Origin of the sequence: Streptomyces sp. NPDC001093 (assembly GCF_040298985.1) — a bacterium.
Classification (GTDB): Bacteria; Actinomycetota; Actinomycetes; order Streptomycetales; family Streptomycetaceae; genus Streptomyces.
In genome coordinates this window covers 1-11,248 of the sequence record NZ_JBEPBF010000206.1, presented here as the reverse complement: position 1 = coordinate 11,248, position 11,248 = coordinate 1, and the positions used below count along the sequence as shown (strand labels likewise).

The 11,248-nt window shown below is 74.8% G+C and carries 12 protein-coding genes; 1 reads left to right on the top strand and 11 read right to left on the bottom strand.

Annotation, left to right across the window (positions count from 1 at the left end; translation table 11 throughout):
* Positions 1–156: 156 nt before the first annotated feature.
* From hypE to ABT288_RS47300, 11 genes are all read right to left on the bottom strand, one after another.
* On the bottom strand, positions 157–1,236 hold the full coding sequence (hypE, locus tag ABT288_RS47350) for a hydrogenase expression/formation protein HypE (protein ID WP_351622542.1): 1,080 nt from the start codon (positions 1,234–1,236) through the stop codon (positions 157–159).
* Entirely contained in the window at positions 1,229–2,425 is a 1,197-nt protein-coding gene (gene hypD, locus ABT288_RS47345) for a hydrogenase formation protein HypD (RefSeq protein WP_351622539.1), read from the bottom strand. Before hypD ends, hypE begins: the two co-directional genes overlap by 8 nt.
* A complete protein-coding gene (locus ABT288_RS47340) occupies positions 2,422–2,712 on the bottom strand; it encodes a HypC/HybG/HupF family hydrogenase formation chaperone (protein ID WP_351622536.1) in 291 nt (96 codons plus the stop codon). Before ABT288_RS47340 ends, hypD begins: the two co-directional genes overlap by 4 nt.
* Positions 2,713–2,715: 3 nt before the next feature.
* Positions 2,716–5,052 carry a carbamoyltransferase HypF gene (gene hypF / locus ABT288_RS47335; RefSeq protein ID WP_351622533.1) on the bottom strand — a complete coding sequence of 779 codons (2,337 nt, stop codon included), beginning with the start codon at positions 5,050–5,052 and terminating at the stop codon, positions 2,716–2,718.
* Positions 5,049–5,771 carry a hydrogenase nickel incorporation protein HypB gene (gene hypB, locus ABT288_RS47330; RefSeq protein ID WP_351622530.1) on the bottom strand — a complete coding sequence of 241 codons (723 nt, stop codon included), beginning with the start codon at positions 5,769–5,771 and terminating at the stop codon, positions 5,049–5,051. Before hypB ends, hypF begins: the two co-directional genes overlap by 4 nt.
* Before the next feature lie 72 nt (positions 5,772–5,843).
* Positions 5,844–6,410, bottom strand: a complete 567-nt coding sequence (locus ABT288_RS47325) for a hydrogenase maturation protease (protein WP_351622527.1) — start codon at positions 6,408–6,410, stop codon at positions 5,844–5,846.
* Positions 6,407–8,113, bottom strand: coding sequence for a hydrogenase maturation protein (locus ABT288_RS47320; RefSeq protein ID WP_351622525.1), 1,707 nt, complete (start codon positions 8,111–8,113; stop codon positions 6,407–6,409). Before ABT288_RS47320 ends, ABT288_RS47325 begins: the two co-directional genes overlap by 4 nt.
* 66 nt (positions 8,114–8,179) lie before the next feature.
* Entirely contained in the window at positions 8,180–8,548 is a 369-nt protein-coding gene (locus ABT288_RS47315) for a hypothetical protein (protein WP_351622522.1), read from the bottom strand.
* 55 nt (positions 8,549–8,603) lie between these two features.
* Positions 8,604–8,819 (bottom strand): hypothetical protein, encoded by a 216-nt coding sequence (locus ABT288_RS47310; RefSeq protein WP_351622520.1) that lies wholly within the window; start codon positions 8,817–8,819, stop codon positions 8,604–8,606.
* A gap of 349 nt (positions 8,820–9,168) precedes the next feature.
* Positions 9,169–9,699 (bottom strand): hypothetical protein, encoded by a 531-nt coding sequence (locus ABT288_RS47305; protein WP_351622517.1) that lies wholly within the window; start codon positions 9,697–9,699, stop codon positions 9,169–9,171.
* A 287-nt stretch (positions 9,700–9,986) separates the two neighbouring features.
* Entirely contained in the window at positions 9,987–10,724 is a 738-nt protein-coding gene (locus tag ABT288_RS47300; RefSeq protein WP_351622515.1) for an MgtC/SapB family protein, read from the bottom strand.
* 244 nt (positions 10,725–10,968) lie between these two features.
* Here ABT288_RS47300 and ABT288_RS47295 point away from each other — a divergent pair, with 244 nt between their 5' ends.
* Positions 10,969–11,211 carry a DUF2267 domain-containing protein gene (locus ABT288_RS47295; RefSeq protein WP_351622512.1) on the top strand — a complete coding sequence of 81 codons (243 nt, stop codon included), beginning with the start codon at positions 10,969–10,971 and terminating at the stop codon, positions 11,209–11,211.
* Positions 11,212–11,248: the final 37 nt, after the last annotated feature.

The window sequence follows — 11,248 nt, the reverse complement described above, 5'->3', positions numbered from 1 at the left end:
CCCGAGCCCGGCACGGGCCGGGTCACCGGGGTCGGCGTCGCCGACGACCACGAGCTCGTCCTCGTGGCCCCGGCGGGCCGCGTGGTGGTTGGCGGGACCCGGGTCGTGGTGGGCGGGGGGGCGGCCCGGGGCCGGTCCCGAACCCATGTCCGGCCCTCAGCAGATGCGGGGCAGCTGCTCCCCCAACGGCAGGTCCACCACCCGGGTGCCGCCCAGGCCGGTGGCGACGACCACCATGCCCGGGTGCTCCGCCACGCACTCGCCGATGAGCGCGGCGCCGGTGCCCTGCGGGTGTGCCCGCATCGCGGCCAGCACTGCCTCCGCGTGTTCCGGGGGCACGAAGGCGACCAGGCGGCCCTCGTTGGCGACGTACAGCGGGTCCAGGCCGAGGAAGCCACAGGCGTTCGCGACCTCGTCCGGGACCGGGATGGAGCGGTCCCGCAGCCGGACGCCGGTGCCCGAGGCGCGGGCGATCTCGTTCAGGGACGCGCCGAGGCCGCCCCGGGTCGGGTCGCGCAGGACGTGGATGTCCCTCGTGACCGCCAGCATGGCCGCCACTAGATCCGCCAGGGGCGCGGTGTCGGAGGCGATCTCGACGCCGAACTCCAGGCCCTCGCGCACGCTCATGACGGCCACGCCGTGCAGCCCGATCGGGCCGCTGACGATCACGGCGTCGCCGGGCCGGGCACGCTGCGGGCGGATGTCGACGCCGTCGGGGACGAGGCCGACTCCGGCGGTGGTGACGTAGACGCCGTCACCGTGTCCGGACTCCACCACCTTGGTGTCACCGGTGGCGACGGTGACGCCCGCGGCCTCGGCCGCCGCGCCGACGGCCCGGGCGATCCGGCCGACGACGTCCAGCTCCACGCCCTCCTCCAGCACGAAGGCCGTGGACAGATAGGCGGGCCGGGCGCCGCTCATCGCCAGGTCGTTCACCGTGCCGTTGACGGCGAGGTCGCCGAGGCTGCCGCCGGGGAAGAACAGCGGCTGTACGACGTAGGAGTCGGTGGAGAAGGCCAGCCGGGCGCCGCCCAGGTCGAGGACGGCCGAGTCGGTGAGGGCGGCCAGGGTGGGGTTGCCGTAGGCGGGGGCGAAGACCTGCTCCATCAGCTCGGCGGACAGGGCGCCGCCTCCGCCGTGCCCCATGACGACGACCGGCTGGTCGCGCAGGGGTGCGGGGCAGGTCCAGTTCGCGGGGTCGACGGCGGCCGCCCCGGGGGTGGCGAGGTCAGCCAACGGGGTTCATCTCCCCCTGCGAGTCATGCGAGATCTGCGAGTCCTGCGAGACCTGCGAGTCCTTCGGGTCCTGCGGGATGCCGGGTGCCCGGGCTGCCGGGGCGTTCATCCGGCGGTACAGGTAGTAGGCCGCGCAGGCGCCCTCGCTGGAGACCATGGTGGCGCCGAGCGGGGTGCGCGGGGTGCAGGCCGTGCCGAAGGCCTCGCACTCGGTCGGCTTGATCAGCCCCCGCAGCACCTCGCCGGCGCGGCACACGGCGGGCTCCTCGGTGCGGATGCCGGTGACGTCGAAGCGGTGCTCGGCGTCGTAGGCACGGTAGGCGTCGGACAGCCGCCAGCCGCTGGCGGGGATGGGTCCGATGCCGCGCCAGTTGCGGTCGGTGACCTCGAAGACCTCCTCCAGCATGCGCAGGGCCGCCGGGTTGCCCTGCTCGCGCACGGCGCGCCGGTAGGCGTTCTCCACCCGGTGCTCGCCGCGCTCCAGTTGGTGGACGGCGCGGCGGATGCCCTCGAGGATGTCCAGCGGCTCGAAGCCGGTCACGACGATCGGCACCCGGTGCTTGCCGGCCAGCTCCGGGTACTCGGCCGTGCCCATCACGCTGCACACGTGCCCGGCGGCGAGGAAGCCCTGGACCCGGCATTCCGGTGCGGTCATGATGGCCTCGATCGCGGGTGGGACCCGGACGTGGGAGACCAGCAGGCTGAAGTTGGCGATGCCCAGGCGGTGGGCCTGGTGGACGGCCATGGCGTTGGCCGGGGCGGTCGTCTCGAAGCCGATGGCGAAGAACACGACCTGACGGCCCGGGTTCCTGCGGGCGAGGTCGAGCGCGTCCAGCGGTGAGTACACCACGCGTACGTCACCGCCCTGGCCCTTGACCCGGAACAGGTCCCGGTCGGTGCCGGGCACGCGCAGCATGTCGCCGAAGGAACAGAAGATCACCTCGGGGCGGGCGGCGATCTCCAGGGCCTTGTCGATGACGTCGAGCGGCGTGACGCACACCGGACAGCCGGGGCCGTGGATCAATTCGACCTCCTCCGGGAGGAGTTGGTCGATGCCGTGGCGGATGATGGAGTGGGTCTGACCGCCGCAGACCTCCATCAGCGCCCACGGCCGGGTGACCGTGGCGCGGATCTCGTCCAGCAGCCGGTGCGCCAGCTCGGGATCGTTGAACTCGTCGATGTACTTCACCGGGCCTCACTCCCGCTCTCCTGCCGGGCCGCCTGCTCCCAGGCGTCCCCGAACTCCTCCTCCAGCAGTCCCAGTTGCTGGAACAGCTCCAGGGACGCCCGGGCGGACTCCTCGTCCAGGCGCTGCAGCGCGAAGCCCACGTGGACGATGACGTACTCACCGACCCGGACGTCGGGCAGGTACTCCAGACACGCCTGTTTGCGCACTCCGCCGAAGTCGATCAGACCGGTCAGGGGGTCGGCGCTCCGGTCGATGGACACGACCTTGCCGGGCACTGCCAGACACATGGGTCACTCCGTCCCGTGGGGGGTTGCTGTTCCCGCGACCATGAGCTGGCCGAGCGCCAGCCCTCCGTCGTTCGGGGGTACTTCGCCGTGCCGGAGCACCGTGAAGCCGTCGCCGGCCAGCAGCGCGGTGCACTCCTCCTCCAGCAGGGCGTTGGCGAAGACGCCTCCGGTGAGGGCGACCGTGGTCAGGCCGGTCTCCGCGCGGGTACGGCGGCAGATCTCGGCGACGGCCCGTGCGACGCCCCGGTGGAAGCGGGCCGCGAGGACCGGGGCGGGGGTGCCGCGCCGCCGGTCCGCCAGGAGTGCGCGCAGCATCGGCGCCGGGTCGATCTCCCGCTGCCGGGCGAAACCGAAGGGGTACGCCACCGCGTCCGCGTCCCGCGCCTCGGTCGCCGCCGCCTCCAGCTCCATCGCGGCCTGTGCCTCGTATCCGGCGCGATGGCACACACCGGCCAGCGACGACACCGCGTCGAACAGCCGGCCCATGCTGGACGTCGGCACGCAGGCCACCTGCCGCTCCAACTGCCGTCGCAGTACGGCGAGTTCGCCCTCGGTACAGGCCCGCACGCTCGGCAGGTCCGGCTCCCAGTCGAGCCCGGCCGCCCACAACCGGGCCAGCGCGAGCCGGCAGGGGTTGGCCACGCCGGCGTCCCCGCCGGGCAGCGGGGCAGGCGTGAGGTGGGCGAAGCGCCGGTGGCCGGTGTAGTCGGCGAGCAGGATCTCGCCGCCCCACACGGTGCCGTCGTCGCCGTATCCGGTGCCGTCGAACGCGACGCCGATCACCGGCGTGCTGCCGTCCAGCCCGTGTTCGGCCATCGCGGAGGCGATGTGGGCGTGGTGGTGCTGGACCAGCCGCAGGGGCGTCCGGGAGGCGCGGCGCCGGGCCCAGCCGGTCGAGTGGTAGCCGGGGTGCCGGTCGGCCGCGACCAGGACCGGGGTGACGCCGGTCAGGCGGGTCAGGTGCCGCTCGGCGCGCTCGGCCGCCGCCAGCGTGGCCAGCTCGCCCATGTCGCCGATGTGCGGCCCGAACCAGGCCTGGTCGCCCTCGCCCAGGCACAGGACGTTCTTCAGGTCGCCGCCGACCGCGAGCACGGGCGGCACGGGCACCGGGAGCCGCAGCGAGCGCGGGACGTAGCCGCGGGACCGTCTGAGGACCTGTTCGGTGCCGTCCGGGCGGACCCGGAGCAGGGAGTCGTCGCACGGTGAGGCGATGGGCCGGTCGTGGGCGAGCCAGGCGTCGGCGAGGCCGGCGAGCCGGGTCAGGGCCTCGGCGTCGTCGGTGACGATGGGTTCGCCGGAGCGGTTGCCGCTGGTCATCACCAGGGCCCGGGGGCCGGGCGGATCGCCGGGCAGACCGAGGAGCATGGTGTGGACCGGGGTGTAGGGCAGCATCACGCCCACGTGCGGGCTGCCGGGGCAGACCTGGCCGGCGAGGCGGAGGCCGTCCGGCGGAGTGCGCCTGCCAAGCAGGACGACGGGGCGCCCGGCGCTGGTGAGCGCGGCCCGTTCGGCAGTGGAGAGGACCGCGATCCGCTCGGCGGTGGCGAGGTCGGCGCACATCACCGCGAAGGCCTTGCCGCCGCGTTCCTTGCGCTCGCGCAGGGTGGCCACGGCCCGGTCGTCGGTGGCGTCACAGGCCAGGTGGTAGCCGCCGACACCCTTGACGGCGACGATCCGCCCGGCGGCCAGCAGCGCCCGTGCCGTGGCCAGGGCGTGCCCGTCCCGGACCGAGCGGAGGCCGCCGAGGGCCGGGACGAGGGTGAGCCGCGGCCCGCAGTCGGGGCAGGCGACCGGCTGGGCGTGGAAGCGCCGGTCGGCGGGGTCGCCGTACTCGCGGGCGCAGGTGGGGCACATCGGGAAGCCGGCCATCGTCGTGGCCACCCGGTCGTAGGGCATCCCGGTGGCGATGGTGAAGCGGGGGCCGCAGTGGGTGCAGGTGACGAACGGGTGCCGGTACCGGCGATCGGCCGGATCGGCGAGTTCGCGCAGGCAGTCGGCGCAGGTCGCGGTGTCGGGCGGGAGCTGGGTGCGGCCGCCGGCCCGCTCGGAGGAGCGGATGGTGAAAGGGCCGGCGTCGCCGGTGGCGGGCAGGTCCTCGCCGGCGATGCCGGTGACGGTGGCCAGGGGCGGCGGCTGCTCGGCCAGCGCGGCGCAGAACCGGTCGACCTCGTCCGCCGGGCCCTCGACCTCGACGATCACGCCGTCGCCGGTGTTGCCGACGAACCCGGCGAGGCCGAGGCCGGCGGCCAGGCGGTGCACGTACGGCCGGAAGCCGACTCCCTGCACGGTGCCGCGCACCGAGAGCCGCCGGCGGACCAGGCCGGTCGCGGGGGCCGTCATACGGCGGGGGCGGGCGCGGAGTGGTGGTGGCCGTGCGGATGCGGCGCGAGCGGCGGCCGGTGGAGTGTGCCGTCCCGGGCGGCCAGGGCGCGGTCCAGGAGGGTGCCGACACCGTCTCCGGTGCGGGCGCAGGACCGTACGATCTCCACGCCCGGGTTGACCCGGTGCACATGCGTCCGGAAGGCGGTCTCGTCGAAGCCGGCCGGCTCGGCGAGGTCCGTCTTGGTGATCACGACCAGATGGGCGGAGCCGAACGCGGTCGGGTACTTCAGCGGCTTGTCCTCGCCCTCGGTGACCGCCATCAGCACCACACGCAGGGTCTCTCCGAGGTCGTACGCGGCCGGGCAGACGAGGTTGCCGACGTTCTCCACGAAGAGCACGGAGGTGTCCGCGGGCAGCCAGCCCGCCAGCCGGGCCCGCACCTGACGGGCCTCCAGGTGGCACAGCCCGTCGGTGAGCACCTGCTGGACGGGGGCACCGGACCGGGCCAGCCGCACGGCGTCGTTCTCGGTGGCCAGGTCCGCGGTCAGCGCCGCCACCGGCACCTGCCGCTCCACCGCGAGGGCCAGGACCCGGCCGAGGAGTTCGGTCTTGCCGCTGCCGGGGCTGGACAACAGGTTGACGACGGTCACGCCCTGCCGGGCCAGGTCGCCGCGCAGCTGCGCCGCCAGGTCGTCGTTCTTCGCCAGGACGGCCTGCTTGACGTCGGACCGGCACATGGGCGCTGCTCCTCGGATACGGCGGCGGGGCCCGGCCGCGTCCCTGCGGCGCGGGCTCCACCGATCTTCCGCTCAGCGGCCCGCCGTGCCGGGCAGCCCAGCCGGGCAGGCGGTCCCGGATTCCACCGGGCGGCCCAACGGGGGTGCGGACGCGCCGGGGTCGGCGAGCAGGGCCGGGATCAGCGTGTGCAGCGCGTCCACGGCCCGGGCGACGGCCTCCCGGACCGGTGTGCTGAGCCCCGGCAGGAGGTCCTCGTCGCCGCTGGGCAGCAGCTCGGGCTCGCAGGCCAGGACGAGGACACGGGGCAGGGGCTCCTCGCCGAGGTGCGCGGCCAGGGCGAGCACCTTCGCCGGGTCCATGCCGTGGGCCTCGGGCACGACGCTGCCGTCGGGCGGTCCGGCCTCGATCAGGGAGAGGGTGCCGGGCCGGTGACCGCGCCGCGCGGTGTCCACCAGGACGGCGGTGTCGTACCCGTCGAGCAGGTCGTAGGCAAGGTCCATGCCGCGGATGCCGTAGTCGTGGACCCGCACCTCGGGCGGCAGCGGGCGCGGGCCGAGGGCGCGGATCACCTCGGGGCCGAAGGCGTCGTCGGCGAGGAAGATGTTGCCGACTCCGGCCACCAGCAGCCGCGGCGTCACCGGAGGTCTCCGGCGGGCGCGGTCAGGGGCCGGGGCGAGCCGGAGGGTGTCTTGCGGACGAAGGCGGAGCGCAGGGCGTGATAGGGGGCGGCGGGGTCGAAGAAGATGGCGCGCATCCGGTCCAGTTCGGCCTCGCGGTACGCGGCGAGGGGGCGTTCGCGCTCGTCCGCGGCGCGGGCCGCCTTGGCGGCGATCCGCGCGTCCAGGAAGGGCGAGGAGGCCAGTTCGGCCGCCAGCCGCTCGACCTCGGCCGGGAAGTCACCGGGCGCGGCGGGCACGAGTCGGTCCACGAGCCGCAGCCGCTCGGCCGACGCGGCGCTCACGGGCAGCGCCTCGGTGGTCAGCCGGTGGGCGACTTCCGCGCCGACGCGGCGCGGCAGGGTGTACGTCCAGAACTCCGAGCCGTACAGGCCCATGCGCCGGTAGTGCGGGTTGAGGACGACGCCGGTGCGGCACCACACCTCGTCGGCGGCGAGGGCGAGCATGGCGCCGCCGGCCGCCGCGTTGCCGGCGAGGGCGGCCACGACCAGCCGGTCGGTGGTGCGCAGCACGGCCTCGACCAGGTCGTCCATGGCGTTGAGGTTGGTCCACGACTCCTGGCCCGGGTCGGGGGCCGCCTCGATGACGTTCAGATGGATGCCGTTGGAGAAGAAGTCGCGGGCCCCGCCGAGCACGAGGACGCGGGTGGGCCGGGAGAGGGCGTGCTCGTAGGCGGCGCGCAGCCGGCGGCACTGGTCGGTGCTCATCGCGCCGCCCGGGAAGGAGAAGCGCAGGAAGCCGATGTCGCCGCGCTGCCGGTAGCGGATGTCGGTCCAGGTCCGCCGGTCGGGCGGCAGCTCCAACGGGGTTACCGCTTCCGGGAGTTCGAGGGTGGGTTCCCAGGCGGCGAGCACGGAGGCGGCGGGGCGGCGGAAGGGTGCGCGGTCTCCGGAGTTCCGGCGGGGACGGAGTTCCGGGATCCAGACCGCGCCGTCGCGGGTGGCCCGGCAGACGGCGCCCGCCCGCCGGGCGAGGAGTTCGCCAGGACGGCCACGCAACCGGTCCTCGGGGTGCCCGCCGTGCAGGAACACCTCCCGGCCCAGGAGTTCGTCCAGGACGCCCGGCTGCGAGTCGGCGCCGCGCAGCTTCCGCAGGACGGTTTCGGTGTCGTCCCGCTCCCAGTCGATGCGGCGCCGGTCCTGCCGGAAGACGTCACGCCAGACCACGCTGACCGAGTCGTCGGTCTGCGGCCGGGGTTTGCAGGCGCCTTCGGCGTAGCGCCGTACGGCGGTGAGGACGGCGGTGACGGCGGCGTCGGAGGCCTCGTTGCGGTACAGGTCGCTCTTGCCGACCGGCGGTACGGGGAACGGCTCCGCCGCCCAGATCGGGCCGGCGTCCATCGCCGCCTCGGCCTGCAGGACCGTCACGCCCCACTCCCGCGCCCCCTCGGCGATGGCCCAGTCCAGCGAGGACGGGCCGCGGTCGCCGGGCGGACCCGGATGGACGATCAGGCACGTGTGGTCCCGCCACACATCCTCCGGGATGGCCGACTTCAGCATCGGCGCGACGACCAGTTCCGGCCGCAGTTCGTGCAGGGCGGCCCGGACGGGGTCGGCGCCGTGCGAGGCGAGTACGACGTCCACGTGGTGCCCGAGGTCCGACAGTTCGGCGTACACGCGCTGTGTGAGGCTGTTGAACGCACTGGCGACGAGCAAAATGTCCATGACATCGCATGGTCGACCCTGACCGGCGTGCCGTGAAGAACCGCCGCGCCGTTTCGCTCGTCTCCGTCAGGTCTCTTCCTCCATCCGGATCGCTTCGCGCAGTTCCTCGAAGGCCTGGCTCCCGTCCTCGGCGTGGGCCGCCGGCAGTGCCCCGGCGATCGCGTCGAGCTTGCGCTGGATGGCGTGCTCGGCTCGCATCTCGGCGTTCTTCAGCAGGGCGAGGAGCAGCAGGGTGACCGCGGTCATGGACTCGCCCACGAGCAGGAGCAGTTCGAGCCGCAGGTGCGCGACGTGTACGGCGGGGAAGAAGCCCACGAGGAGCAGGCAGAAGAGGAAGAACACCGGCGAGCTGGTGAAGTTGGAGGCGTACTCCGCGAACTGCTCGAACCGGCCGCGGCGGATCCCGCCGGGGTGCACGGGATTCTTGAAGGTCATGGCCGAGCCTTCCCTCATGCCTGGCGACACCCGGATCACCGGCCGACGCCGGCCGTCATACGGCGGCCCGGGCCGCGGCGCGTATCCGGTCGCGGACCGCCGTCGCCAGGCCCACGGCCCCGGCGGTGTACGCCCCGCTCGGTACGACCGCGCCCAGCCGCCCCGGCGCAGTCGTGCACTCGTCCCGGAGGGCGCCGGTGTCCTGGACCGGCCGGGCCACCGCGTCCCCGACACCGCCGGCCGCCGGTGCCCCGCCGTCTTGCGCGCGCATCGCCTTCTCCTGCCTGCCGTCACTCGCAGCCGGCCGCCGACGGCGAACGGCCCGCGGATCGGCTCCGCAGTACCCCTGCGGAGGCGTACGACACCGGGCCCGGGCCGGCGCCCCGCGCACGGAGGTGGAGCAGTGCGCGCTGGTGCCGACGGTTCCCGCACCGGCGGCGCGCGACAGAGCGAACAGCGTGAAGGCAGCCAGACGGTCGGCTCCTGCCCGCCGCAGGCCGCAGCTCGCTTCGGTGCCGGCGGCGGCCGCACGGCCGGACTGCGCTCCCAGGCGCATCCCGCCCCCGGTGCGGAGGCGAAGCCCAGGACGGCGACGGCCGACGGGTCGGGCGGCCGTACGGTCAGGCGGCGAGGGTGCGGCCCGGCCCGAGCCGGTCCACCAGCTGGTCGAGGTGGAGCTCGGCCACCGGGGCGAGGAGGTCGGGATGGCGCAGCAGTGCGGCGGCGCTCCGGTCGCCGTCGTCGGGAGCGAGCAGCCGCCGGAACTCGGCCGGGACGCCCGAGGCATGCTCGCCGTCGGCGAGCTCGGCGACGGCCAGTTCGGCCAGCTCCGGATCGGTGAGCAGGGCGGCCGCCCAGCTGGCCACGACCTCGTCCACCCAGGTGCGCCAGGCCCGGTCGTCGTCCGGGCCGTCCTCGCCCGCCCGTTCGGCACCGGTGACCCAGTCGAGCCGGGCGGCGCCGCCGGGGCCGGCCATGGTGACCAGCCCCGCGTCGATGTCGGTGGGGTAGCGCAGCCACGCGGCGACGGTCGCGGCCTGCCGGGCCTGTGCCTCGCACAGGGCGGAGGCCAGCGCGCCGCCGCTGGGCGGATAGGCGACCGTCAGCCAGCGCGCCGTCGCGGCGATGAGGGGGGACAGATCAGTGGGCACAGCCGGGCCGTCCGGGACGCACAGGGAAACAGGGACTCGACGCAACGGTAGTCTCCCGGCAGGTCGGCGGGGAGGGGCTGCGAACCAGGTCATATGTGGTATCGCCCACGTCGACCCGGTCGTCCGCCGGGAAGCGGCCCACCGGCTCCCCCGGCCTGTGGCCCGGTGATGAGCGGACGGGGCCACACGGTCATCACCGCGTGGCCCGGAGCCGACAAGGGCGGGGGCGAGCGAGGCCATCGACGAAGCGCGGGGCGACGGGTGCGGCGGGCCCGCTGCCGTACCCGCTATGCGTCGTCCGCGGCGGCGCTCACCTCCACGTCGAGCACGCCCTCGTCCTGGAAGAGCTCGGAGGCCAGCCCCGTCGGGTCCGCGGCGCCCTCCAGCTCCAGCAGCACGCGGGCCGCGTCGTCCGTGCGGCCGGGCAGCCGTTCGACTTTGACCTGCACGATCCGGAAGCCGCGCCGGGTGCAGGTCTCCATCAGACGCGGCAGCAGCGCCGACCCCGTGCGGTAGGTCAGGCGTGCCTCGAAGGCGGCGACGGCCGTGCCGGGGATCAGCCGGGAGGTGAAGAGCGGATAGCCGCGCACCACCAGGAAGTGCAGGGCCGTCACGGCCAGCGCGAGGATGGGCAGCCCGCCGCCGCAGGCCATGCCGACCGCGCAGGTCAGCCAGATGGTGGCGGCCGTCGTCAGGCCCCGTACGGCATCGCGCCGCACGAAGATCAGGCCGCCGCCGATGAAGCCGATGCCGGAGACGATCTGAGCCGCGACACGGGAGGGGTCGAAGGAGACGTTCTCCAGCCCGAGCACCGCGGTGAACCCGTGCTGGGACACCTGCATCATCAGCGCGCCAGCGACACCGACCAGCGTGTGCGTGCGCAGTCCGGCGCTCTTCTGCTGCGCCGCCCGCTCCCAGCCGATCAGGCTGGACAGCAGCAGCGCCAGCGCCAGCTCGGTCAGCTGCCGCGGCCCCTGGCCGTTGTGGACGTCCCACAACGGCGCCGCCAGCCCCGCTCCCGCCATGCACACCTCACAGTCGGTTCCGCCGTTGTCCGGCGTGTTCGATGGTTCGCCGACCACGCCTACCCCGTGGCGGCACCGCGACTCCACCGGGCCGGGTACCGGCGGCGGCGACCGGGTACTCGGGCGGGGCCGCGGGTGGCCCGGCCGAGCCCGGTGACGGCGCCGCGGGCCGCGCCGCGGCTGCTGCCCGGCCCGCGGCGCGGGTATCGCACCGTCGGGACGTCGTGAGGAAGGAGGCGGCCTCATGCACCACGACGAGATGATCGGAAAGGTGCAGGCGCTGGCCCAGCTGCCGGACCGGGGCACGGCCGAACGTGCCGCACACGCCGTCGTGAGCACGCTGTCGGAGCGGCTGCCGTCCGGGCTGGCCCGGCATGTGGCCGCACAGCTGCCGGCGGACATGGCGGCAGCGATGCGGGAGGCGGCCGACGCGGGGGGCGGGGCGGGCAACCGGGAGTCGGGGCATCGGGGAGGCCGGAACCTCTAAGCCCGCCGCAACGCCCACACAACCGACGGACCGCGGG

Coding starts and splice junctions, on each gene's coding strand:
- ABT288_RS47340 (WP_351622536.1), bottom strand. CDS start 2,712: ATGTGTCTGGCAGTGCCCGGCAAGGTCGTGTCCATCGACCGGAGCGCC.
- hypF (WP_351622533.1), bottom strand. CDS start 5,052: ATGACGGCCCCCGCGACCGGCCTGGTCCGCCGGCGGCTCTCGGTGCGC.
- hypB (WP_351622530.1), bottom strand. CDS start 5,771: ATGTGCCGGTCCGACGTCAAGCAGGCCGTCCTGGCGAAGAACGACGAC.
- ABT288_RS47320 (WP_351622525.1), bottom strand. CDS start 8,113: ATGGACATTTTGCTCGTCGCCAGTGCGTTCAACAGCCTCACACAGCGC.
- ABT288_RS47315 (WP_351622522.1), bottom strand. CDS start 8,548: ATGACCTTCAAGAATCCCGTGCACCCCGGCGGGATCCGCCGCGGCCGG.
- ABT288_RS47310 (WP_351622520.1), bottom strand. CDS start 8,819: ATGCGCGCGCAAGACGGCGGGGCACCGGCGGCCGGCGGTGTCGGGGAC.
- ABT288_RS47300 (WP_351622515.1), bottom strand. CDS start 10,724: ATGGCGGGAGCGGGGCTGGCGGCGCCGTTGTGGGACGTCCACAACGGC.
- ABT288_RS47295 (WP_351622512.1), top strand. CDS start 10,969: ATGCACCACGACGAGATGATCGGAAAGGTGCAGGCGCTGGCCCAGCTG.